Origin of the sequence: Pseudooceanicola marinus, assembly GCF_020177265.1 — a bacterium.
Taxonomy (GTDB): Bacteria; Pseudomonadota; Alphaproteobacteria; order Rhodobacterales; family Rhodobacteraceae; genus Pseudooceanicola; species Pseudooceanicola marinus_A.
Map to the genome: position 1 here is coordinate 25,992 of NZ_JAIVMC010000010.1, position 26,593 is coordinate 52,584.

12 protein-coding genes are annotated in these 26,593 nt (G+C 67.0%); all 12 read left to right on the forward strand.

Annotation, left to right across the window (positions count from 1 at the left end):
- The first annotated feature begins 63 nt into the window (after positions 1 to 63).
- The 12 genes from LC066_RS17305 to LC066_RS17360 all read left to right on the forward strand — a co-directional run bounded on the left by LC066_RS17305 (position 64) and on the right by LC066_RS17360 (position 26,569).
- The gene (locus LC066_RS17305; protein ID WP_085887696.1) at positions 64 to 477 is read left to right on the forward strand and encodes a VOC family protein; all 414 of its coding nucleotides are present in this window, start codon (positions 64 to 66) and stop codon (positions 475 to 477) included.
- Between the two features lie 3 nt (positions 478 to 480).
- Positions 481 to 1,407, forward strand: coding sequence for a dihydrodipicolinate synthase family protein (locus tag LC066_RS17310; protein WP_224901626.1), 927 nt, complete (start codon positions 481 to 483; stop codon positions 1,405 to 1,407).
- 1 nt (position 1,408) lies between these two features.
- Positions 1,409 to 2,197 carry an SDR family oxidoreductase gene (locus LC066_RS17315; RefSeq protein WP_224901629.1) on the forward strand — a complete coding sequence of 263 codons (789 nt, stop codon included), beginning with the start codon at positions 1,409 to 1,411 and terminating at the stop codon, positions 2,195 to 2,197.
- A 289-nt stretch (positions 2,198 to 2,486) separates the two neighbouring features.
- Entirely contained in the window at positions 2,487 to 3,473 is a 987-nt protein-coding gene (locus LC066_RS17320) for a TAXI family TRAP transporter solute-binding subunit (RefSeq protein WP_224901631.1), read from the forward strand.
- Positions 3,470 to 3,955, forward strand: a complete 486-nt coding sequence (locus LC066_RS17325) for a DUF1850 domain-containing protein (RefSeq protein WP_224901634.1) — start codon at positions 3,470 to 3,472, stop codon at positions 3,953 to 3,955. Before LC066_RS17320 ends, LC066_RS17325 begins: the two co-directional genes overlap by 4 nt.
- The gene (locus LC066_RS17330; RefSeq protein WP_224901637.1) at positions 3,952 to 5,961 is read left to right on the forward strand and encodes a TRAP transporter permease; all 2,010 of its coding nucleotides are present in this window, start codon (positions 3,952 to 3,954) and stop codon (positions 5,959 to 5,961) included. Before LC066_RS17325 ends, LC066_RS17330 begins: the two co-directional genes overlap by 4 nt.
- A 4-nt stretch (positions 5,962 to 5,965) precedes the next feature.
- Positions 5,966 to 7,705, forward strand: coding sequence for a sensor histidine kinase (locus LC066_RS17335; protein ID WP_224901640.1), 1,740 nt, complete (start codon positions 5,966 to 5,968; stop codon positions 7,703 to 7,705).
- A complete protein-coding gene (locus LC066_RS17340) occupies positions 7,702 to 9,033 on the forward strand; it encodes a sigma-54-dependent transcriptional regulator (protein ID WP_224901643.1) in 1,332 nt (443 codons plus the stop codon). The genes LC066_RS17335 and LC066_RS17340 overlap by 4 nt, the downstream gene beginning before the upstream one ends.
- A 606-nt stretch (positions 9,034 to 9,639) precedes the next feature.
- Complete coding sequence (locus LC066_RS17345; RefSeq protein WP_224901646.1) at positions 9,640 to 11,112, forward strand: TolC family protein; 1,473 nt, start codon at positions 9,640 to 9,642, stop codon at positions 11,110 to 11,112.
- 3 nt (positions 11,113 to 11,115) lie between these two features.
- Positions 11,116 to 12,048, forward strand: coding sequence for an efflux RND transporter periplasmic adaptor subunit (locus tag LC066_RS17350; RefSeq protein ID WP_224901649.1), 933 nt, complete (start codon positions 11,116 to 11,118; stop codon positions 12,046 to 12,048).
- Positions 12,045 to 13,202, forward strand: a complete 1,158-nt coding sequence (locus LC066_RS17355) for a BamA/TamA family outer membrane protein (protein ID WP_224901652.1) — start codon at positions 12,045 to 12,047, stop codon at positions 13,200 to 13,202. The genes LC066_RS17350 and LC066_RS17355 overlap by 4 nt, the downstream gene beginning before the upstream one ends.
- Before the next feature lie 125 nt (positions 13,203 to 13,327).
- A complete protein-coding gene (locus LC066_RS17360; RefSeq protein WP_224901654.1) occupies positions 13,328 to 26,569 on the forward strand; it encodes a beta strand repeat-containing protein in 13,242 nt (4,413 codons plus the stop codon).
- Positions 26,570 to 26,593 lie beyond the last annotated feature (24 nt).

The window sequence follows — 26,593 nt, forward strand, 5'->3', positions numbered from 1 at the left end:
TTCGTTTTTCCTTTCTCTGATGATTGGCTACCCCAAGACAAGACCAAACCCGGAGCCCTCCCCATGAAGTCAGTTTTCCACCTTGCCCTGCATGTCACCGACCTGGATGAAACCCGCCGCTTCTACGGCGACGTCCTGGGCTGCGCCGAAGGGCGCTCGACCGAAACCTGGGTCGATTTCGATTTCTTCGGCCACCAACTGTCACTGCACCTGGGCAAGCCCTTCGAGACGACGCGCACCGGCAAGGTGGGTGAGCATATGGTGATGATGCCCCACATGGGCGCCGTGCTGGGCCTGGACGACTGGAAGGCGCTGGCCGCCCGGCTGGAGGAAAAGGGCGTCGCCTTCGACATCCCGCCGGTGGTTCGTTTTGCCGGCGAACCAGGCGAACAGCGCACGATGTTCTTCTTCGATCCGTCCGGCAACCCGATCGAGATCAAGGGCTTCGCCGACACCTCCGGCATCTTCGCGAACTGACGGATGGGCGCGCTGCTCACCCGTCGGAGCCGCGGGGTCTACATCATCGCCGCCACGCCCTTCACCGAAAGCGGGGCCGTGGATTTCGACAGTCTGGATCGGCTCGTCGCCTTCTACGAGGGCCACGGCGTGACCGGGATCACCATCCTCGGCATGATGGGGGAGGCCGACAAGCTGAGCCCGGAGGAGCGGCACCAGGTCGTTGACCGCGTCCTGGGGCGCACCGACCTGCCTGTCGTTGTGGGCGTGTCGGACCCGGGCCTGGCCAGCCTCTGTGCACTCGGGCGCTACGCGATGGAGCGGGGCGCGGCCGGAGTCATGGTGGCGCCCACACGCGGCCCGGCGCGCGAGGATCGGATCGAGGGCTATTTCCATGCGGCGGCCCAGGGTCTGGGGGCCGACGTGCCGCTGGTCTACCAGGACTTTCCCCTGTCGACCGGGGTGGTGGTGTCGCCTGCGCTGATCCGGCGGCTGTCGCAGGATCTGCCGCAGATGGTCATGTTGAAACATGAGGACTGGCCGGGGCTGACCAAGATCTCGGCACTGCGCGAGCAGGAAGCGGATCCGGCGGTGGCCCGTCTGTCGATCCTGTGCGGCAATGGCGGGCTTTACCTGCCACAGGAACTGGCTCGGGGCGCGGACGGGGCGATGACCGGCTTCGCCTATCCCGAGGCGCTGGTGCAGACCGTCGCCCTGCACGCGGCAGGGCAGGTCGAGGCGGCCGAGGATCTTTTCGACCGCTACCTGCCGATCCTGCGCCATGAGCAGCAGCCGGGCTGGGGGCTGGCCCTGCGCAAGCACATCCTGATGCGGCGCGGCGCCATCGCCTGTGCCGCGACCCGCGCCCCCGGGCCGCGACTGGCGGCGCGGGACATCGAGGAACTGGAACGACTGATGCGCCGGACCGAGAACCGGCTGAAGGAGAGATGAGATGGATCTGGGTTTGAAGAACCGCCGCGCGCTGGTGCTGGCCTCGTCGCGCGGCCTCGGGCTGGGCGTGGCCGAGGCGCTGGCCGCCGAAGGGGCGCGCGTGATGCTGACGGGGCGGGACAAAACGGCCCTGGCCGAGGCAGCGGCCGCGATCAACGCGCGTGGCGCGGGCCAGGCCGACTGGCTGACGGTGGATCTGTCCGCCCCTGATTTCGCCACCCGGCTGGCGGCCGAGGTGCAGGAGCGGTTCGGCGGGGTGGACATTCTGGTGAACAACACCGGCGGCCCGAAGCCCGGCCCGGCGCGGGACATCGCCGCCGCCGACCTGCTGGCCCAGGCGCAGGCCATGGTGGCCTCGGTGATTGAACTGACCGGCCTTCTGCTGCCGGGCATGTGCGCCCAGGGCTGGGGGCGGGTGCTGACCATCGCTTCCTCCGGGGTGGAACAGCCGATCCCCAACCTGTCGCTGTCCAACACCCTGCGCGGCGCCCTGGTGGGATGGAACAAGACACTGGCGACCGAGGTCGCCGGCGAAGGGGTAACCTGCAACATGCTGCTGCCGGGTCGAATCCACACGGCCCGCGTCGATCAGCTGGACGGTGCCGCGGCGGAACGCCAGGGCAAACCCGTGGAAGAGGTCCGCGCGGCCTCGCGGGCGACCATCCCCGCCGGGCGCTACGGCACGGTTGAGGAATTCGGCGCGGTCGGCGCCTTCCTGTGCAGCGATCCGGCCAGCTATGTGACCGGCAGCATGATGCGCTGCGACGGCGGCATGATCCGCAGCGTCTGAGCCACCCGTCTCCGTGCGTGGAGCTAGAGGGGACCCCGGGCCTGTCCCGGACCGGTCGGAGGAGCCCCCCGCGTACACCGCAGCAGACCCTGGACAGGCGGCTCTTTGCCTGGCCGCCTGGCGGGGTCTGGCGGATTTCTGCCCCGGGGCTGGCGGTGTCCTGCCACGAAACTTCGCGTTTTTTGTCAGTTTTTGGCTGACGTCCCCCCTCTAAATGCGCGAGGCTTCCGCCATCTCGAAGAGGAGTCGGGACAATTTTGGGCAAAATGCCCGACAAGGGAGGACGACCATGAGTTATTCTGTAAACCGCCGGACCTTTGGCCTGCTGGGCGCTGCCTGTGCGGCGGCGATCGGCTTTGGCGCGCCGGCAATGGCGCAAACCCAGCTGTCCATCGCGACCGGTGGCACCGGCGGCGTCTACTATCCGATGGGCGGTGGCCTGGCGGAAATCATCAACAACCACATCGAGGGCTATGCCGCGACCGCCGAAGTCACCGGCGCGTCGGTCGAGAACATGGGCCTGATCGCCCGGGGCGACGCGGACCTGGCCATCGGCCTGGCCGACACCGTGGCGCAGGCCTATTCCGGCACCGGCCGTTTTGAAGGCCAGGAACTGCCGATGATCCGTGGCCTGGGCTCGCTCTACGCCAACATGGTGCAGATCGTGGCCCTCGAAGGCTCCGGCGTGACCTCGCTCGCGGATCTGCCCGGCAAGCGCGTTTCCGTTGGCGCACCGGGCTCCGGCACCGAGGTGAACACCAACGCGATCCTCGAAGCCAACGGCATCAGCTATGATGACATCGAGGAACAGCGCCTGAACTTCAACGAGACCGCCGATGCGCTGGCCAACGGCGATATCGACGTCGGCTTCTGGTCCGTGGGCGCGCCGACCTCGTCGATCCTGAACCTCGCGACGACGCAGGACATCACGATCATTGCGCTGACCGAGGCCGAGCTGGACGCCGCCATGGCGCAGCACGACACCTTCGCCAAGACCACCCTCGCGGGCGGCAGCTACAACGGCGTCGACGAGGACATCACCGTGCTGGGGATCCCGAACGTGCTGACGGTCTCCTCCGAGATGTCCGATGACGTGGCCTATGCCATCACCAAGGCGATGTACGAGCACATCGAGGACTTGCGCGCGGTGCACCCGGCAGCGCGTGAGACGACCGTCGAATTCGCCCTGTCGGCCACTCCGGTGCCGCTGCACCCCGGCGCCATCCGCTACTACGAAGAGATCGGTTCCACCGTTCCGGACAAACTGCGTCCATGATCGGGACGATCGGGGGAGGGGGAGTGAAAGCACTCCCTCTCCTCCTTCTTCTGCTGCTGCCGGTCCCGGTGGGGGCGGAGGCGCTGACCGCCACGCTTGAAGACGGCACCGAGTTCGCCCGTTTCGATGTTGCCGAGGGGCAGGAGTGGTGCGTGCTCTGGAACCATTCGGTTCAGGGGTTCCCGGTGTCCGACTGTTACCAGAACCAGGCAGGCCACATGGTCCTGGTTCGCGCGCACCTGCCTGATTTCGCGGCCGGACTGGACCATATCCCCGGGCGCGGGCGGCAGGTCTCCGACGGGCAGGGCGGCTATTTCATTCTCGACATCAATGAGCCCGTTCCGGGAGACGCCTATGTCCTGCGTCCCGGTGCGGGTCCCGTAAACCACCGCCTGCAGGTCGGAGACGCGATTGTCTCCCTGTCGGCGGTCGCGACGCATCAAAGGGTGCGGATCGCTCTGGAAAGGAATGAGGGCCAATGAGTTCGACCACTGACGACACCCTTTTGCCGATTGAACAGCCGAAGATGGTCGTGCGGGCCATCACGGTGATCGGGATCGCCCTGTCGCTCTTTCAACTCTACACCGCCGGCGTGCAGCCGTTGGGGCTGTTCTTCCAGCGCCCCATTCACCTGGGTTTCGTCCTGGTCCTGTGTTTCCTGATCTACCCGGCCTTCGGGCGCCACCGGCCGCGGGGCGTGACAGGCTGGGTCATCGACGGCATCCTGATCGTGATGAGCATCGGCGCCGGGGCCTGGGTGCCGATGAACATCGACACCATCGCCAACCAGATCTTCCCCCGCACCACCGACATCGTCATGGGCGTCGCGACTGTCATCGTCGTGCTGGAGGCCGCCCGCCGCGCCGTCGGCCTTGGCATGACGGTGATCGGCGTCGTCTTCATCTGCTATGCCTTTGCCGGCAACCGCGGCGAACTGCCCTTCCTGGCCGACTGGATGCCCGGCATCCTGAACCATCGCGGCTATTCGCTGGATCGCCTGGCCAGCCAGATGACCCTCGGGGCCGAGGGGATCTTCGGCATTCCCCTGGGCGTTGCGGCCACCTTCGTCTTCATCTTCGTGCTGTTCGGCGCCTTCCTGGAAGTGACCGGCGCGGGCAAGTTCTTCATCGACCTGGCCTATGCCGCCGCCGGCAAGCAGCGCGGCGGCCCGGCCAAGGCCGCGGTGATTGCCAGCGCGGGCATGGGCTCGATCTCCGGCTCCGCCATCGCCAACGTGGTCACGACCGGGGCCTTCACCATCCCGCTGATGAAGAAGCTGGGCTACCGACCGGCCCAGGCTGGCGGGATCGAGGCCGCCGCCTCGACCGGCGGGCAGATCATGCCGCCATTGATGGGGGCCGGCGCCTTCCTGATGAGCGAATTTACCCGTGTGCCCTATGTCGAGATCGTCCTGATCTCGATCTTTCCCGCGGTGCTGTATTTCGGCGCGGTCTACCTGCTGGTGCATATCGCGGCGGTGAAGCAGGGCATGAAGGGCCTGTCCGCCGAGGATCTGCCCCACACCCGCAAGGTCCTGGCCGAAGGCTGGCATTTCCTCTTGCCGCTCGTCGTGCTGGTTGCTCTGCTGGTGGCCGGCTATTCACCGATGCGGGTCGGCTTCTATGCGATCCTGTCGATCATCGCGGCCGCCTCGGCGCGGGCGCTCTGGACCTTCCTGGCCTCCGGACCGACCGCGTCGGGCTTCGTCGCAATGCTCAAGCGTGGGATCAAGCTGACCTTCGAGGCGCTGGACCTCGGTGCGCGCAATGCCGTCGCCGTCTCCGTCGCCTGTGCCGTGGCGGGGATCATCGTGGGGGTCGTCGGGCTGACCGGCCTGGGGCTGAAATTCTCGGCCATGATGATCGCCTTCTCGGGCGGCAACATCGTGCTGGCGCTGATCCTCGTCCTGCTGGCCAGCCTGGTGCTGGGCATGGGCCTGCCGGTGACGGCGGCCTACATCGTGCTGATCATCCTGGTGGGGCCGGCGCTGACCGAGGAGTTCGGCATCCCGCTGCTGATCGCGCATCTGGTCGTGTTCTGGTATTCTCAGGACAGCAACGTGACGCCGCCCGTGGCCCTCGCCGGGTTCGCCGGCGCCGCGATTGCGGGATCCAAACCGATGGAGACGAGCGTTCAGGCATGGAAATACGCCAAGGGCCTCTACCTGATCCCGCTGTTCATGGTGTTCAACGAAGAGATCATCGTCGGCGGCCCCCTGCCGCTGGTGATCTGGGGCGGGGCGCTGGCGATCCTCGGGCTCGTGGCTTTTGCCGCGGTGCTCGAAGGGTTCCTGTGGCGCCCGATGGCGCTCTGGATGCGCGTGCTGCTCCTGCCCGGGGTCGTCGCCCTGTTCTGGCCCGACCTGCTGGTCGAGGCGGCAGGCTTCGTCCTGGTGGTCCTCCTGCTGGGTCTGAACTGGCTGCAGGCACGCCGCGAGAAGGATCTGCCCGGCGGCCCGCCCTGGGCGCGGGGCCTGTCGAACGGCTGACCCCATGACGCTGGTCCGGCCTCTTCTTCTTGCGGGCCTTGTGGGGGTGCTGGTCTGGGCTGTCGCGCAGAACCTCGCCCTCGGCACGGCGCGCAAGCAGCTGGACCAGACCCTGCTGCTGACCGAACGGGCCGTGGAGGCGGAGGTGGAGCGCCTGCGCTCTCTGCCCGCGGTCGCAGCCGAGGACATGCGGGTGCGCAACGCACTGTCCGGCAGCGGCCCCCTGCAGGAGGCCAACCGCTACCTGGAACGGATCGCGGTGCATGCCCAGGCGGAGCAGTTGTACCTGATCGACGCCCGGGGCGAGACGATTGCGGCCTCGAACTGGAACCAGCCGAGCAGCTTCATCGGGGAAAACTACGCCTTCCGGCCCTACTTCAAGGACGCGATGGCGCAGGGGCAGGGGCGGTTCTACGGCATCGGGGTGACCACCGGGGTGCCGGGCTATTTCCTGGCCACCCGGGTCGACGCGGCGGGCGCGCGCGGCGTGCTGGCCGTCAAGATGGACCTGGGCGCCTTGCAGGCCATCTGGCGCACGGCCGATGCCGATGTGGCCCTGGCTGACGAGAACGGCGTCGTCTTCCTGTCGGCGCGGCCGGATTGGGAATACCGTGCGCTGACGCCGCCCGGTCCCCATGTCCTGGCCGAGCTGCAGCTCACGCGCGCCTATGAGGGCACCGAGCTGGCGACGGCCCCGCCGCTTCTGGCGGCGCCCCCCGAGGAAAGGGACGTGACCGGGGAAGGCTGGATCGGCCGCATCTCCGCCATGCCGTCCACCGGCTGGCAGGTGATCGCCGCCCGCTCCACCGCCGGGCTGCGGATGGTGGCGCTTGGGGCCGGGGCTCTGGCGGCGCTTGCGACCCTGGCGATGGTCGCGATGGTCAAGGCCTGGGACCAGCGCCGTCAGATCATCGCCCTGCGCCTGTCGCAGTCCGAGAAACTGGAAACCATGGTGCGTGCCCGCACCGCCGATCTGGCCCGGGAAGTGGAGGCGCGCACCCAGGTGGAGATCGACCTGCGCGCCACGCAGGAGGCGCTGGTCCACACGGAGAAGATGGCGGCCCTGGGGCGCATGTCCGCCGCGATCGTGCACGAGATCAGCCAGCCCCTCGCGGCGATGGAGGCCACCCTGTCGGCGGCGGAGCTTGGCGTGGACAAGGCGGATGCGGCCACGACACGGCGCCTGGGCAAGGCGCGCGGGTTGATCCGCCGCATGCAGCGGACAACCAAGCACCTGCGGAGCTTCGCGCGCAAGGATGTGGCGGAACGCTCGCTGATCGACCTGAGGGGGCCGGTGGCCTCGGCGCTTGAATTGGTCTCGCCGCGGGCACGCGACATCGGGGTCACGCCGCTGTTCCAGCCGCCGGAGGAGAAGGTCGAGGTGCTGGCCGGCGCCGTCCGGATGGAACAGGTCGTGGCCAATCTGCTGCTGAATGCCCTCGATGCGGTGGCCGGGATGCCCGACGCCCAGATCACCGTCACCTTGACGACCGGGAACGGCCAGGCCCGGCTGTGCGTGGCCGACACTGGCAACGGCATCGCCGAGACGGACCTGCCCGATGTCACCGAACCCTTCTTCTCGACCAAGATGACCGGCGAAAGCCTTGGCCTCGGCCTTGCGATCTGCAAGGCGATCCTGTCAGATTTCGACGGCACGCTCGATATCACCTCCGATCTCGGCCAGGGCACACGGGTGACGGTCACCTTGCCTCTGGCCCCTGCCAAGGAAGCCCAGGCCGCATGAACGCCAGCATTTTCATCGTGGATGACGACGAGGACCACCTGTCGGCCCTCGCCGATCTGCTTGAGGCCTCGGGCTACGGGGTGGAGACCTTCGACGCGGCGGCCCCGGCCCTGGCCGCGATGCCGAAGCAGCCGGATCTGGTCATCAGTGACCTGCGCATGCCGGGCATGGATGGCATCGCCCTTCTCAAGGAGTTGCGTCAACAGCATCACGGCGTGCCCGTCGTGCTGCTGACCGGCCATGGCGATGTGGTCCATGCCGTCGACGCGATGCGCGCGGGGGCCGAAGACTTCCTGGAGAAGCCCTACGATTCCGCGCATCTGCTGGCGGTCGTGCGCCGCACGCTGGAGGCTCAGGCCGCCCGCAAGGAGGTCGCGCGCCTGCAACAGGTCCTGATCGAGCGGGCCGACGACAGTATCCTTGGCCGGTCGCGGGCAATGCAGCAGTTCCGCAAGCGTATCTCGGTGCTCGCCTCCGTCGACCTCGATGTGCTCATCACCGGCGAGACAGGGACGGGCAAGGAGCTGGCCGCCCGGGCCATCCACGCCGCGAGCACGCGCGCCGGCGGCCCCTTCGTGGCACTGAACTGCGCGGCCCTGCCCGAAGCGATGGCCGAAACCATCCTCTTTGGCCACGGGGAAGGAGCCCTGGCCCATGATGCCGAGGGCCGCGCGGGCAAGCTGGAGGCCGCCCATGGTGGCACCCTGATGCTGGATGAGGTCGAAACGATGCCGGTGGCCATCCAGGCCAAGCTGTTGCGGGTTCTTCAGGAACGCTGTTTCGAACGCCTGGGCGACACGGTGGCGCGGCCGCTGGATGTGCGGGTGATCGCAACGACGAAAACCAACCTGCGCCTGCTCGACACCTTCCGTCCGGACCTCTTCTTCCGGCTGGCGGGGGCGGAGCTGACCACGCCCACCCTGCGCGAGGCCGGTGAGGACATCCCGCTGATCTTCGCCCATTACGCGCAGCTGGCCGCCCGCCGCTATGGCCGCGAGGATCCGACGCTGCCCTGGGCCCTGCTGCAGAAGCTCAAGCGCCAGGCCTGGGTCGGCAACGTGCGCGAGCTGAAATCAAGCGCCGAGGCCTATGCCCTGGGGCTGGTTGAACTTGAAGGCACCGGCGCCCCCCGATCGTCCCCGATGACACTGGCCGATCGCGTCGCGGAATTCGAGGCGCGGGAGATTTCGGCGGTTCTGGACGCCCACGCGGGCAACACGCTGCGTGCAGCGGAGGCGCTCGGGATTCCACGGCGCACCCTGAACGACAAGATGCGACGGTATGCGATCTCCTCCGATGCGGAACGCGCATCGGACGACGCCGACTGACGTTCCGCTCCGGCCGCGGTTAGCAGGTTGCATGGGGTGGGAACCGGCCCTTGCCATGGCGCCTGTGCCGCGCGGATCGGCCGGGCTAAGATTTGACGCCCGGACAACTATTCGCCGTGGGCGAGGAAGGCTCCGAAGGACCATATCCCCTATTTAGGCTCGGCTGTGACTTTTTGGCCGCGCTTAGCACGAAAGGCGCGGCGTCAGGGAACAAGACGCAAGCGTATAGGTTGTGCCGTCCCGGTGAACTTTCCGCGCGGGTTTCAAAAAGATAAATCGTTCGTGTAAGTCCTTGATTTTTGACGCGCTTCGCAAGTGACCTTTTTAGGTGGGGTCGGAGATTTTCCGCCGTTGGCGCAACCCTCCGGCAGCGTTGACCCTGAGGCGGACGGTGAGACGGGTTGCAGCCGGTGCGCCCCGTGTGGAGAAAAATCCATTCCACCGAATGCCTTGCAGCTTGAAATCAAGCCAGTCTCAACGAAAAGTGAGGGTGAGATTGGGGCGGCAAATTAATGCCGACAAGCCCGGGGCAGGCCGGCAGACGTCTGCCGGAGCCATGCGGCAACGGGCAGGACAGAGGGCGGCAAAGCCGCGGAGCGGAAGAGCATGAGCATTGGACAACGGGCCCTCGCGGCTGTCGTGGCGGGCATCGTTCTGGCGGGCTGCCAGCATGATGCGTCGAGTGGAAACAACCTGAAGTCGCTGCTGGACCAGGGGCCGGACGCCGAAACGCGGGCGCTGCTGGACGAAGATCTGGCCGAGGTGCTGGAACGCCAGGAAAAGGCCATCGGCACCTATACCACGACCGTCAACACCGGCGCCGCTGCCGTGCCGATGAACGCGCTGATCGAGAACGCCCTGGCGCGCAACCCGACGATCGGCCACGCGGCCCAGGCAATCAACCAGGCGGATGCCGAGCGGATGCGCGCCATCTACGCGCGGCTGCCGCAGGTCTACATCAACTTCTCCTACGACGGTGTCCGCCAGAACGTGCGCGATTCCGACAACGCCGTCTTCGAGCGCGGCAAGGCGAACTACCCCGTGGCCACCTCCTCGGCCAGCCTTGTGCAGCCGCTCTTCGATCCCGCCCGGCGCTACCGGGTGCAGCGGGCGAAAAGCGTGCAGTCCGGGGCCGAGGTCGATTACATCGCCGCCGTGCGCGATGTTGTCTTCGAGGTCTTCGACAACTACATCGTGGCCAGCCAGGCCAAGGCCCGCATCGCGTCGCTGCAGGAACGCCGCTACCTGCTGAACCGGCAGATCAACAGCCAGGGTGCGCTGGTCGACACCGGGCTGAGCAACGTCTTGCAATCCTCCTCGCTGCGCAGCGAGCGTGACACGATTGCCGCCGAGGAATCGCTGGAAAGCGCCCGTCGGGCCGAGGCGCTCAGCAACCTGTCACAGCTGACCGGGCTGGTGGTGTCGGATCTGGCGCCGCTCGACTTCCCCGATGATCTGCTGAACGCGCCGGGCCGGGTGAACGTCGAACAGGCGGTCAGCACCGCGCTGGAAAACAACCCCGCGATCATGAGCGCGGCCCTGCAGGTGGTCAGCACCGAGTTCGAGCGCAAGGAGGCCCATGCCTCTGACATTTCGCCGGTGCTGGAGGCCTATGCCACGATCGAACGCGAGGATCGTTCTAACAGCCGCTTCGGCGGCGGCTCCCTCACCGTGGATGAAACCGTCGGCGTCAGCCTGACGATCCCGATCTTCAACGCCAACGGCACCGGCCTGTCCGAACCGACCAAGCGGATGGAGGTGCGCACCGCCGCGCTGCGCTACCACGCCCGCAAGCGGTCCGTGGAAACGGAGATCCGCACCGCCCATGCCCGCCTCGGCGAGCTGTCGAAGGCAATCCGCCAGTCGAAGAACGCCGCCTACCACGCCTCCCGCGCGCTGGAGGTGGAACGCAACCGGGTCTCCTCCGGGGAAAGCGTCGATCTGGCCGTGGCCGCGCGTCAGCTACGGGTGAACGAATCCCGCGCCCAGGTGGCCTTCTACGAGGCGGAGTTCCTGCGGGCCTGGGCCCGGCTGAACTACCTGATGGGCGCCGACCTGACGACGCAGCAAGGGTTCTGAGCCATGCGAGGGGCCACGATCCGGGGCTGGCTGATCTGTGCCATGATGGCGGTGCCCGCGGGCGCCGCCTTTGGTCAATCCACCAGCCGCGCGGATTTCGAGGCCCGGGCCCAGGCCCTGCAGTCGGGAGAGGGGACGACCACCTCCACGTCCAGCCTTGCCGGACCGCGCCCTGGTCTCGGCGTGACCGAGTTCAACTGCACCATCCGCCCGCTGCGCGTGGTGGAGGTCGCCGCCCAGATCAACGGCGTCGCCGAGACGGTTCTGGTGCGGCCCGGTCAGCAGGTGCGCGTCGGTGACCCGCTGGTCGAACTGGACAGCGAGATGACGCGCGCCGACCTGCGCCTGGCCGAGGCCCGCGCCGCCAATACAGCCACGCTGGAGGCGGCCCGCATCCGCCAGGCCGGCGCCGCTGAACGCGAGGCCCGCCTGAAGACCGCGCTGGAGCGCCGCGCGATCAGCCCCGCCGAATACGAGAGCGCCGCGCTGGAGCTGGCCATGGCCGAGGCCGAGATCCTGCGCGAGGAGCAGGCGCTGGACATGGCCCGGCTGGAGGCCGACCGCGCGCAGCTGCTGGTCGAGAAGGCCCGTGTCCTGGCCCCCGTCGACGGTGTCGTCGGCGAGGACCTGATCGACCCGGGCGAAAGCGCCAGCGGCCGGCCCCTGGCCACCCTCTACGTCAATCAGCCGCTGCGGGTCGAAGCCTTCGTGCCGGCCGCGGCCCTGGCCGGCTTCGTGGGGGCAGGGGGCTATGCCATCGCCGTGAACGACGACCGCGCCGCGCCCTATCCGGTCACCTTCGATTACGCCGCCCAACTGGCCGACATTGCCTCCGGGACGATCTCGGTCTTCTTCACCCTGGAAGCGCCCGACGTCCTTCCGGGCAGCAAATGCCAGATCTCCGCCAGCCGTGCCCCCGGGGAGGGAACCCAATGAGCCTTTCGCCCTACCAACCGCGCCCCGGACACGGGCGCCCGGGCACCATTCGCAAGTCGCTGGCCCTGCTGGGCGTCGGGGGCGTCCTGTCGGGCGCCGTGCTGATCGCCTTCGCCCCTGTCGGCCAGGCGCAGGTCGCCTCCAAGGGGGCGATGATCGCCGGCGCCGGCGTGTCGTCGGTCTACGGTGCCACCGCCGATCTGGGGCTGGAGATCGAGGATCTGTTCAGCGCCGGCATCGACCTGTCGCTGGACTATCGGCTGGGGGATCGCGGCCAGGGCCTGAGCCTCGACGTCGAGAAGGCGGTGGCTTTCGGCCAGACCGCGCTTGGCGCGGACACGGTGCTGGACTTCGGCCTGACCGCCGAGGTCGACGAATGGGATTTCCGCTCCTACCGGCGCGAAAGCTACGGTGTGAGCGTCGGTGTGGGCGCCGCCATCACGCCGCAGCTGCGCTACCGCGTCGGGCTGTTTCACGTCGCCGACGACCTGAGCGAGGCGGATGACGCCCTGTCGCCGCTGATCCAGGCGGATATGGGTGACAGCGACGCGACCGGACTTGAGGCCTCGCTGAGCTGGAGCAACCGGCAGAGCAAGTCGGTGCTGGAGCCGGGCGCCGACCTCGGCTTCGCCATCCGGGCCTCGGGCCTGGGCGACAGCCGCGAGTTCACCGAGACCACGGCCCATGTCGACATCTACCAGCCGGTCTTCGGCCCCGCGGTCCTGAACCTGGGCCTGTCGGGCGGCGTGGTGCGCAAAGGCGACGACGGCTATGTGGCGATCAACGAACGCGCCTTCCTGGGCGGCGACATGCCGCGCGGCTTCGCCTACGGCGGCATCGGCCCGATCGACGCCTCCACCGGCGACGCCCTGGGCGGAACCCGCTACGTGGCGGCGACGCTGGAGGTGATGGTGCCGACCGCGCGCCCCGATCTGGCCGTGGGGGCTTTCTGGGATGCCGCGACCCTGTCCGACCTGCCGGGCATCGACAGCCCGAACGTCGACGACAGCGCGCACCTGCGCCAGTCGGTGGGCCTTTCGCTGGCCTACCAGACCAAGATGGGTGAATTCACCGCCTCGATTGCCGAACCGATCGAGAAACGCGACGGCGACGACGTACAGAACATTTCTTTCTCCTTCACCGCCAGCTTCTGACGGTAAGGTTGATTCTTGTTGGGGCCTGAACGGCCAGAGGGACCAGAATGGGACAGCAACGCAAGCTCCGTGCAGAACCGTCGCTCGAAGTCGATCAGCGCGCGATCCCTCTTGAACCCCGTGTCATGCTCGATGCCAACCTGACCATCGACCTGGGCGGCACCCAGGACCTGACCGAGCTGATGCTGGGTCTGGCCCAGTCCTTCGACGATCAGGCGCAGCAGGCCGATGATCTGCTGGAGTCGCTGGAAAGTTCGGGCGAGGCGGCGATGGCGCTGCTGGACCCGCTGCTGGACAACACCGAGGACCTGTCGGCGGTTACCGATACCGTGACCCGGATCCAGGGCGCGCTGGACGAGCTGCGCTCGGGGCTGGCGGGCACGGTTGACGACCTGTTCAGTGACACCTTCCACGACCGCCTGGCCAGCAGCGGCTCCACCTCTCTGGGCTACACGATTGATGCCGCCGGCCTGTCGACCATCTTCGACAGCGACAGCGTCCTCAGCGGTGACCTGATGTCGGAACTGGTCGACTACCTGGATGACCAGGGCGCGACCGACGCCGAGGCCGACGCCGAGGCACTGCTGGATCTCGTGGTGCCCTCGCTGGACAGCTCGGTCTCCGCCCTCAGCTTCACCCTGACGGACATCGAGGTGGACGGTGAGACGCTGGTGACCTTCTCCGATGGCGGCAACGGGTCCGTCACCGCCGAGGTCACGCTGCTGTCCGAGGACTTCAGCGCCGATTTCACCACCCTGCTGGCCGATGCGCTGCCGGGGCTGGACCTGCCCTTCGACCTGAACGCCGCCGGCAGCGTCGGCAACGGCTTCAGCTTCGACATCTCCGCCTCGATCGAGGTCGACGCAGGTACCGCCGCGCTGAACGCGCTGGAAGTGCACGTCGACAATTTCGAATTCGATCCGCTGCTGACCGTGGGCGGGGCTCTGCCGCTGACCGGCGACCTGTCGGCCACGCTGGGCCTGCTGGAGCTGGGCATCGACAGCGTCGACACCGCCAGCTTCCGCCTGGCCGTCACCGGCGCCGAGGACCTGGACCTGGGCGGCGCGATCGACTTCTCCGGCGGGCTGGGCTCTCTCGACTTCGAGTTCTACGGCACCACCACTGGGGCCGACCTGTCGCTGGACGTGCTTCTGGCCGAGGCCGGCAGCAGCGACTATGCCGCCATCGAGGAAGGCACCAGCTATCGCATGCTGGACGTGGGCCTGACCGGCACACTCGACTTCTCCGGCGCGACGCAGACCTTTGGCACCGATGTCACCGTCTCCGCCGTGCTGTCGGACGGCAACGGCGGCAACATCCTGGACACGATGCTGAACAGCATCGACCTCGGCCTGGATCTGGACACCTCGGCCACCGTGCTCAGCGACGAGCTGAAGGAGGTGTTCGAGAACCTGGTGAACGCGCTGGCGACCATGTCGACGGGCGACCTTATCGACTTCCTCACCGACACCGGGACCGCGCTGTCGGGCGTGCTGACCGACACGATGTTCGACATCGAGATCCCGATGACCGACATCAGCCTGACCGACGCGGCCGAGGCGATCGCGGCGGTCTTCGACGACCTGGTGTCGGCCTTCGTCATCGACGAGGGCGTCCTGGGCTTCGATGCGCAGACCATCGAGACGCTGCTGACCAACGAGATCGTCACCTTCGAGGCCGACGTGCTGACCGATGCGCAGATGGATGCGCTGGCCGGTTACAGCACCATGACCTTTGCCGTGCAGCAGGGCACCGATGTCACGCTGAACGTCACCGTCGATCTGACCGCCGCGCCCGAGCTGCAGGACACCTCCCTGAGCGTGGCCGAACGGATGAACGCCCTGGCCGCGCTGCTGAATTCTTCCCTGCTGGGCACCCAGTACGGCATGACCTTCTCCGTCTCGTCGCTGGGCGCGCTGAAGGCCACCACGTCGCAGCGCACCACGGATCCCGACAGCGGCGCGGAAACCTACACCAGCTTCGCCCTGACGAGCGTCACCGAGACCGGCGGCACCCTGCGGGACGAGGTGAGCCTTTCGGCCCTCGGCTTCGACGGCTACGCTCTGGCCGCGTTGGATTACTACGTCGATGCCGGCGACCCGGATGCGGCAGTGCTGGCTGGCTCCGGCGCGGCGCCGGATGGTGAGACCTCCGTGCAGGAGAGCTTCCTGGGCTTCCAGGATGCCGTCACCTCCTTCGAGCTGAATGCGCTGGACCTCGACAACCTGACGGGCGTGACCGACCTGCGCTTCACCTTCACCGTCGATGGTGTGGACCGGAAGGTCGATGTCAGTTCCGAGACCGGCTGGACCGATCTGGGCGATCTGATCGCCGACTTCAACGCCGCGCTGGCCGCCGAGGGGATCGGCGTCAGCGTGTCGGCCAACACCGACGGCGACGGGCTGGCCTTTGCCATCGACGCGGAGGAAGACCGCCAGGTCGAGGTCTCGGTCGCGGATGGCGCGATCCTTCGAGCTACCACGCTGAACGGGCTGCTGGCCTGGGTCAACGCCGAGTTGCAGGACATCTGGGCCGGCGCAATGCTGGATCTGACCGACGATGGCGCGCTGATCTTCAGCCTGCCCGAGGTCACGGCCAGCGCAGAGATCACCAGCGACGATGAGGTGTATTTCACCGCCGAGGAGCTGGGCTTCGGCATGTTGGGCGACACCAACCTGTCGGCGCTGCTGACGGCCTCGCTGTCGGGCACGATGACCTCCGCCTTCGGAATCGACCTGGCCGACCTGGGTAGCGACCTGATCGCCGCTGGCGGCAACGCGCTTCAGGGCGCGGCAGGGCAGGGCGACAGCATCATCGACAGCGTGATGGACAATGCCTTCCTGACCGACGTCTCGCTGGAGCTGACGGTCAACGCCCAGGCCAGCGACATCACCGGCACGGCGGATCTGGGTATCGCCTCCATCGTCGTGGGCGGCGAGGATTCCTCCCTCAACCACGTGGCCTTCGGGGCCGAGCTTTACGCCAGCCTTGTGGGCAGCAACCCCGACGGCTCGGCCAGCAGCCGTATCAGTTTCAACAACCTGTGGAACGCGGTGGTGAACCAGGTCGACCTGGGCGATGACGGCGAGGTGGAAACCACGCTGGCCACCGGGTTGCAGGGCCTGATCGGGCGGCTGGACTTCGGCGGCACCATCGTCACCGACGGCGAGGGCCTGGCGCTGGATGCCTCGGGCGAGGCCGCGCTGTCGGGCAGCGCGGTGCAGTTCGTCAACGCCCATGGCTACGACGGCGACGACGTGCTAGCGCAGTTCTCTGCCCTGCTGGGCGACGTGTCGATCAACGTGGCCGGCATCAACGGGCTGAACGAGGACGTCATCGACGGCTTGGGTGTCACCGTGACCGACCTGACCGCGATCGGCGACACCGCCGAGATCGCGATCATCGCCAACGACCCCGACGCCGAAGCGGCCCTCGAAGGGCTGGCGGCGCTGGAAGGCGACGACATTCTCGACAGCCTGGTGTCCATCGCCAACATGCTGGTGGTCGTCGGCGACGCCCTGGAAGACAACCTGCCCTTCCTCGCCGCCGACATTCCGCTGCTGAACTTCTCGCTTCTCGACACCATCAGCTTCTCCGCCGATTTCCTGGAAAAGCTGCAGGAGATCCGCAACGACCCGCAGGCCGCCCTGGATGAGCTGGACGGCTTCCTCGAAAGCTTCTTCGGTGAAGACACCGTGGAACTGACCTGGGACGAGGAGGCCGCCACCCTGGTCTTCGGTCTCAGCTTCGAGTTCCTGGACGATTATAGCGAGAGCCTGCCCTTCCAGATCGACCTAGCAGAGCTGATCGGCGATCAACTGGCCGACGTGGTGGGTGAGGACCTGGCCGCGACCGTGACCGGACTGGTGGATGCCTCGGGCGATGGCGAGATCGTCTTCGATCCGCTGCTGTCGCTCGATTTCGTCTTCGGTCTGGACCTGTCGACGCTGTTGGCCGAACCCTCCACGGTGGCCTCGGCCTCCACTGCGATTTCGGCGCTGGCGACGGTCGGCACGGTCAACATGCGCCCCGGCGGCGGGGCCGAGCTGCGCGTGTCGCGGGTCAATGCCGAGGGCGTGCTGGAGAAGGTGGATATCGACCTCGATGGCGCCGAGACCATCGCAGAGGTGGTGGCGCTGGTCGACACGGCGGTCAAGGGCGCCTTCGGCGACACCGTCAGCTTCAGCTATGATGAGGCCACGGGCGAGGTCAGCCTGACCGACAGCCTGGCCTCTGCCACTGATGATACCGGCGCCGAGGCCCTGACCGGCGCGGCCGAGACCGCCTCCGAAGAGGTGGACGGGCTGCAGACCATCGCGCTGAGCGAGATCAGCGATTTCGAGGCCGCCTACAGCTTCGACCTAGGCGTGGGCGAGGGACGGGTGACCGTCGAGATCGACGCGGTGGTCGGCCGCACCGAAGAGGAATTCGTCGCGGCCGTGAATGCCGCCCTGGCGGAGCTGTCGGTGGCGCGCTCGGATGTCTTCGAGACCGGCGCGCCGGGCACCACCGTTCTGGTGGCGCAGCTGGTGCATGCGGTTGGCGACGGATCGGGCAATGTCGTCCTGGTCTCCACCGGCTTCGACGCCGTGCTGGGCTACGACACCTACGATTTCACCCTGATGGGCGTCGACATCTCCGAGGAGATCGAATTTGCCCTGACCGATCTGGGCGGGGCCAATATCGCCGAGGCCCTGGGCCTATCGGGCGACGGCAGCTACGGTGCCGGCACGCTGACCTCCGAAGTTCTTTACGAGGCGGTCGAGGACGGCTCGATCCGGGCCTACCTGGATACCGAGGCCAGCGGCATCAACCTGTCGATGTTCGCCGGCGTGACCGAAGGTCTGAACATGACCCTGGCCCTGGGCCCGCTGCAGGTCGCGGTGGACAACGGCCATGCCTTCATCGGCGCGGCGGACGGATCGGGCGATCCGGCCTATATCTCCTTCGGATTCAACGACATCGACGGCGACGAACACGAGGGCCAGTACGACCTGTCGCATCTGTTCGACATCGGCGAGGATCCCGATCTGAGCTATGCCGACCTGTTCGACGTCGACATCTCCATTGGCATCGACGTCAACCTGCCGCTGAGCGACAGCATCGGCCTGTTCGATCCGGCCACCGACGGGCTGACCTGGAACGTCTCCCTGGTCAATCTGAAGGACGGGGCCAGCTGGTCCGACCTGCTGGACGACGGCGTGAGTGTTTCCGACGTCTTCGAAGGGGCGCTGATCGACCTGGCCTCGGGCGCGGGACTGTCCGAGATCTACATGCCGGACATCGAGTTCCCGGACCTGTCCAGCTTCCTCGACAACATCAATGTCGCGGCTCTGCTGAACGATCCGGTGCTGGTCCTCGACGGTCTGGACATGATCCTGGACATGATGCAGTCGGCGATCGACGACTTCCTGGGATCGATCAACCTGCCCATCGTGGGCGAGCAGATCGGCGCCGGTGTCACCTTCTTCGACGACTTCCGCATCAACGTGCTGGAGGCCGCGATGGCCTATGCGGAAACACCGCTGGCCGATGGCACCATGCCGACCACGGTGGACCTGATCACCGGCTTCCTGAACGATGCGCTGAACGACCTGCTGGGCACCACGGACACCCAGTACCTGCACGCCTACCTGAACACCGACGGCAGCACCGACGAAAGCTATGTCTACGGCGCGCTGAACTTCTCCGCCGAGATCTTCAACGAGGTGCTCGACATCGGCTTCGACCTGGGCATCCCGGGCTTCAACCTGGAGATGGCCGAAGGCGCCGAGTTGCAGATGTCCCTGGGCTACTCTGTCAACATCGGCTTCGGCTACGACCGCAACGGGTTCTTCCTGCTGAACGACACCGACGAGTCGGAGATGGTCATCGACTTCGCCGTGGACGCGGGCGATTTCACCACCTCGATGGAACTCTTCGGCATCCTGGGCGTGACCGCGACGACCGAGGCCGACACCAGCGATCCGCTGTATGACTCCGCCGCCTCGGAACATGCGGGCGACGGCGAGCTGCGCCTGTCCGCCCAGCTTTACGTGGATCTTTACGGCGATCAGGGCCTGACGATCACCGATCCGGGCCAGCAGGGCGATGGTCGTGCCATCACCTCCACCACCGCCTACCGCGATTTCGGCGGCATCGACATCACCGACAGCCACGGCGACCCGCTGAGCTACGAGAAGGTGGTCTACTTCTCGCAGCTCGATACCGGCAACATGATCGACTTCGGCTTCGAGGCGCGGATCGACGTGATGCTGTCGCTTCAGGGCGACATCCTCGATCCCAGTACGGGCGAGCCGCTCTTGCTGGGCGGTGTGCAGTTCATTCCCTCGGTCGCCACCGAGCTGGAATTCCGCGCCGTCTACACCCTCGAAGACGGGCTGGACATGACGGCCCTCGCCTTCCACGACGTCCGCATCGACCTCAGCCAGCTTTACGAAGGCATCCTGGCGCCGGTCCTCGACCCGATCCGTGGCTTCATCGACCCGGCCGCGGAATTCTTCGGCTTCCTCGACAGCACCTTCCCGTTCAACGTCATCTTCAACGGCCTCGCCACCGCCTTCCCGATCGTGCGCATGGTGCAGACGATCGGTCAGGTGATCACCGACCTGAACGATTTCCTCGAAGACCTGGAGGCGACGGGCGGGGTGGTCGTCTTCGGCGACTACGACTTCTCCGGCTCCACCGACGATCTGGAAAGCGGCGAGGCCCGGTTGAACACGATCGACCAGAAGTCTATCTCGACCGACCTGACCAGCACGGTTTCGGCCAGCCAGTTCGGGATCTTCGGCAATACCACGCAGGGCTTTGCCGTCGAGTTCCCGCTGCTGACCGATCCCTTCTCGGTCATCGACATCTTCCTGGGCAATTACGAGGACGTCGGCCTGGTGGAGTTGCACTTCACCCTGTTCAACCTGCCCTATCGCCAGATCAACTTGGCCGACGAGCTGTTTGATGCCATCGGTCTGCCGGGCTGGGTCGCGGACATGGTGCAAAGCGCCTTCAAGGCTTCGGTCACGCTGAAGCTGAAGGGCGGGCTGACCGTCGGCTACGATCTGGGCGGGATCGTGAACTTCGTCGAGACGATGGACGCGGAACGCCTGCTGGACGGGATCTACATCGAAAGCGGCATCGGTTCGATCATCGACGTCTACTTCGGCTTCGCCGTGTCGCTGAACCTGGGGATTGCCGGGGCCGACCTGGACGGCGGCGCCTATTTCCGGCTTGGCCTGAACGACCCCAACCACGACGGCAAGCTGCGCCTGCCGGAGCTGATCGCGGTGGTCGAAAGCGCCGCCGATGCCGGCAGCCTCGGCGGTTTCCTGGGCACGATCTTCATCGGCGACGGTGGCGTGAACCTGAGCCTGGATGTCTGGGTGGAGATCGACCTGTGGCTGTTCAGCTTCGGCGGTAGCTGGACGATCATCGACGTGAACGAGAACATCGACTTCGGCGGACTGCCGGTGCTGACCTCGCTGTCCAGCGACATCGGCGACACGGGCGGTACGGCGATCCTGAACATCGGCTCGCGCGCCGGGGCCTCGATGACCGACATCTACGAGGACGGCGACGATTCCGTCTCCATCGACGGGCCGAACTCTCCCTACACGCTGATCTACACCCAGAACGGCAAGCGGGTCGAAAGCACGATCGACCAGGATGCGGCGGCGATCATCCTGCCGGCCGGGGCGGGCAACAACCGCATCGACCTATCCGGGGTGAAACCGAAATCCGACGGCAGCACCGCCTCGACCATCACCTACACCCGGGAAGGCGACGACGAGATAACGCTTCCGTCCACCGGGCTGCACGTGGTCTTTGCCGGCGACGGCAACGACACCATCACCGCGGAAGATGCCAGCGGTACCTACATCATCTTCGGCGAAGAGGGGCAGGACAACGTCAACATCGACGGCGGCAACGTGGTCTATATCGGTGACGACGACTACGGCATGCGCGATCTCTTCATCACCACCTTCGCCGATGGCGGGGTGAGCGAGGCGAAGGTGCTGGAACTGCTGGGCCTGGAATACACCGCCGACGGCGGGCTGCGGGCGTCCGACGGGGTCAGCGGCGACAACCTCGACCTGAAGGCGCTGATGGAGGGCTACACGGCCAGCACCCAGCGGACCGCCGGCAGCGACGCCGACACGATCACCCTGGGTGCCGGCGGCACCAAGATCGTGATGACCGGCGCAGGCGACGACCTGATCGAGATCGACAGCGACAACGAGGGCGACGTGACCATCCTGTCCGGCGCCGGGTCGGACACGATCAGCGCGGGCGGCGACGACATCTTCATCGAAGGCGGTGCGGACGGCGACCTGATCAAGGTCGACGGCAACACGACCGAGGTCTGGGGCTGGGGCAAGGCCGCCGGCGAAAGCGGCACCGAGGGTGGCGACGACATCTTCGCCCTGTCGCTGAAGGACGGTCAGGACATCATCATCGGCGGTGGCGGCGAGGACGTGCTGCACGGCCAGATGGGCGACGACATCCTGCAGGGTGGGCTGGGCAGCGACACCGTCACCGGCGGGCAGGGCGATGACATCGCCACCGGCGGGACCTTCGCCCTGACCACCTCCGGTGGGTCCGAGATCGACCTGCTGGCCATGACGCCCGGCCAGTCGCAGACCTCCAGCATGATCCTGACGGTGGCCGATGCCGCCGATGGCGATGACCTGCTGAAGGGCGGCAACGGGTCGGACATCCTGGTGGGTGGCGGCGGCGAGGATACGCTGGACGGCGGCCTGTCGGCGGACCTTCTGGTGGGCGATTTCGCCCGGATCACCATGTCGGCCAGCTATGTGGTCACCGGCGTGGCCTCGACCTTCATCACCTCTGCCAACAATGGCACCGACAGCCTGGCGGGGGGCATGGGCAATGACGTGCTGATCGCCGGCGGCTCGTCCGAGGGCACCATCGAGGTGATCGAGGATCTGGACGGCTCCAACGTGGTGGTCGGCGACTTTGCCACCATCACCGGGGCGCAGATCCTGGATGCGGTCACCGGCATCGTCTCCATGGCCTCTGCGCGGGGCGGGGCCGACCGGATCACCACCGGGCGCGGCAACGACCTGATCATCGGCGGCGAAGGCGACGACACGATCAGCGCGGGCCTGGGCGCCGACATGGTGCTGGGCGACCTGGGCACCCTGTCGATTGCCGACGGCGAGCTGACGGGCCTGGCGAACGAGAACGACGGCGATGACATCATCACCTTCGGCGCCGACGACGCGGGCCACTACGGCACCGCGGCCCCGGCGGATCTGAAGGACGTGGCCGTGGGCTCGCTCGGCGACGATTCCATCACCTCCGCGGCGGCCAGCCTGGTCGCCATCGGCGATGCGGGGACGATCACCCTGGACCCGATCGCGCTGAACGCGTTGCGCACCTATGTGCCGCTCGGGGCGAACCCGACCGACGCACAGCGGGCCGAGGATGCCAATGCGCTGAATCTGATCGCCATGCTGGCGACGCAGATCGAGACCGCCGGCACCGAAGATGACGGCAACGACACCATCACTTCCACCGGCGGCGACGGCATGATCGCCCTTGGCGGGGGCAGCGACGTGGCCCAACTGGCCGATGGCGTAAACTACGTCCTGGGCGATGACGGCACCATCACGGTCGAGGCCAACGACGAGTACACCGGCCGCAAGGTCGTGGTGACCTCCTCCGATACTTTCGCCACTTCCAGCGATGACGAGATCACCACGGGTTCGGGCGACGACGTGATCGTCGGCGGCGAGGGCAGCGACACGATCTCCACCGGCGACGGGGTCAACCTGGTGCTGGGCGACAGCGGCGAGATCACCGGCGATACGCTGGACACCGAGGTTCCGGTCTATGCGCTGACCTCGCGCATGGATGAAAGCGATGGCAGCGACAGCGTCACCGGCGGCGATGATCGCGACATGGTCATCCTCGGGGCAGGGGCCGACTGGGCCGATCTGGGCGACGGGGTGAACCTGACCCTGGGCGACAGCGGCACCATCGATGAGACAGTGGGCACCGGCTACGACCTGCTGACCACCGATGCGGGCTCCGGCGGCAATGACACCGTCACCGGCGGTGAGGACCGCGACATCGCGATCCTGGGAGACGGCAGCGACGAGGCCGACCTGGGCGACGGGCGCAATATCGTGCTTGGCGACAATGGCGAGGTCCATGTGACCGAAGGCGTCAGTTTCCGCGCCCTGTCGACGGCACGTGGCACCGGGGATGACGACACGATCACCACCGGCGCGGGCGATGACGTGATCATCGGCGGTGAAGGCGCCGACAGCATCGCGGCGGGCGAGGCCGACAACTTCGTCTTGGGCGACCGTGGCACGATCACCGGCAACACCAGCGAACCGTCGGCCCCCGTGTATTCGCTGGTCTCGGCCTATGACGACCGCGACGGCAACGACACCCTGACCACCGGCAGCGCGGCAGACGCACTGGATCTGGCGATCCTCGGCGGCGGCAATGACCACGCCACGATGGGTGATGGCACCAACATGGTGCTCAGCGACAGTGGCACGTTGGATGTGACGGTGGGCACCGGCTACGACCTGCTGACCACCGATGCGGGCTCCGGCGGCAATGATACCGTCACCGGCGGCGCAGGGACCGACATCGCGATCCTGGGAGACGGCAGCGACGAGGCCGACCTGGGTGACGGGCGCAACATCGTGCTGGGCGACAATGGCGAGATCCATGTGACCGAGGGGGTCAGCTTCCGTGCGCTTTCCACGGCACGTGGCACCGGGGATGACGACACGATCACCACCGGTGCGGGCGATGACGTGATCATCGGCGGTGAAGGCGCCGACAGCATCGCGGCGGGCGAGGCGGATAACTTCGTCCTCGGCGACCGTGGCACGATCACCGGCGACGTCAGCGACCCGGCGGCCCCCGTCTATTCGCTGGTCTCGGCCTATGATGAGCGCGACGGCAGCGACACCTTGACCACCGGCAGCGCGGCAGACGCACTGGATCTGGCGATCCTGGGCGGCGGCAACGACCACGCCACCCTGGGTGACGGCACCAATATCGCACTTGGCGACAGCGGTACCGTCGATGTGACCGTGGGCACGGGCTACGACCTGCTGTCCACCGATCCGGGCACTGGTGGCGACGACAGCGTCTATGGTGGGGCGGGCGCTGACACGGTCCTGTTGGGCGACGGCAGCGACGATGCGGATCTCTTCGACGGGGCCAATGTGGCACTTGGCGACAATGGCGAGATCCACTTCGACATCCCCGAAGGCACGCTGGAGCTGTTCACCACCTCGCCCGCCATCGGCGGCGACGACAGCATCACCTCGGGCTATGACGCGCTGGTCGCCCTGGCCGGCGTGGGTGCCGATACGGTACGCGCTGCAGGCGGCACCAACTGGGTGATGGGCGACAATGGCCGCATGGCCTTCGACACCGAAGGCACGGTCGAGATGCGCACCTCGGACGAGGACCTGGGCGGCAACGATGTGATCGAGACCGGATCGGGCGACGATGTGATCATCGGCGGCACCGGCGCCGACACCATCGACGCGGGCAACGGCAACAACCGCGGCCTGGGCGACTCGGGCTCCTACCTGCTGGATGACACCTCCGGCACGCAGGACGGGGATCTGGTTTCGGCCTATCTCGACAGCGACGGGGCCGACAGCCTCACCTCGGGCACAGGCAATGACTTCTTCATCCTCGGCGGGGATGCGGACGTGGCCGACCTGGGCGATGGCGAGAACCGGGTGATCGGCGACAGCGGCGAGATCCACTGGGCCGACACCCACCTGACCGAGCTGACCACGACCGACACCAACACCGGCGCCGGCGACACGATCAGCAGCGGCGCGGGCGCCGATGCGATCCTGGGCGGCGACGGCGGCGACGTGATCGCGGCGGGCTCGGGCGACAATGCCATCATCGGCGATCAGGGCGTGCTGATCCTCGACGCGGGATCGCTGGTCAACGTGGTCCGCGATGCGCGTACCTTCGACGAAAGCGAGGGCGGGGCGGACAGCATCACCTCCACCGCGGGCGACGACGTGATCCTGGGCGGCGCCCTGGGTGACACCATCCGCTCCGGCGCGGGCGAGGATGCCATCCTGGGCGACAACGGCCGCTGGATTTCCTCGCATGTGATGGGCGAGGGGTCGCTGACCGCGACGCTGCTGGACTTCGGCGGGGATGACGTGATCGACAGCGGCACCGGGTCCGACCTGGTGATGGGCAACCTCGGCAATGACGACATCTACGTCGACGCGGGCGAGGACATCGTGATGGGCGACGACGGCACGATGACCTTCATCAACCGTTCGGACGTGCGTACCCTTGTCCTGACCAACGAGGATCTGGGCGGCGACGACACGATCAGCGCGGGCGACATGTCGGGCGACAACCTGATCGTCGGCCAGGCGGGCGCCGACAGCATCATGGGCGGCAACACCGACGACATGATCATTGCCGACATCGCAGAGCTGACCTTCACCGACCCGGCCACGCGCCGTGCGGGCCAGTCGGCGGTCGACCGGATCGACTACATGATCGGCACCCGGATGGACCTGGGCTTCGACGATGTGATCCATGCGGGTGGCGGCAATGACTTCGTCATGGGCGGCTTTGGCGCCGACACGATCAATGGCAACGACGGCCAGGACTTCCTGATCGGCGAGACGGTGATCTTCCAGCGCAGCTACGAGGAGATGGCCGATGGCGGTCTCTTCGAGATCACCCTGATCGACACCAACTTCGCCTATGAGACCGGCGGTTACGACCTGATCAGCGGCGATGCGGGCAATGACATCATGGTGGGCGGCCTGGGCGGCGATCTGTTCTTCGGCAACACCGCCGAGGACCTGATCTTCTCCGACGCCTACGCGGGCGAGTTCCACGCCGAATGGTCGCCGCTGCAGTTCGAGGGCGAGACGGCCTTCCGCACCCTGTGGCAGTCGAACTTCGCCGGGCCTGGCGCCATCGACGTCGTGTCGCGCGCCCAGCTGGACGATGCCATCGGCACGCCCTTCGACATGCTGCCCGCCTTCTCGGTGGCGCAGTTCGACATGACCGAGCGCGACCTGGGCGGCGACTTCATCGCCGAGGGCTTCGGCGACGAGGTGCAGACCCTGGTCTTCGTCAATCAGCTGATGGACTACCTGTCCTCCGAGAAGGTGGTTGGCGCCCTGGCGGTGATGGTCAACTCCGGTGCCGAAAGCTCGGTCCTGGATGACGCGCTGCGCGCCGGCATCGCGGGGCAGTTCGCCGGGGTCTGGAACCTGGATGCGCCGGAGTTTGAAATGGTCATTCGCCAGATCATCGCCTTCCTGCTAAACCGCGTGCAGGCGGACAATGAAAACGAAGCGCCGTCTGAAGCGGCCTGAAACCCGGGCGCCGCGCGCGTCCGG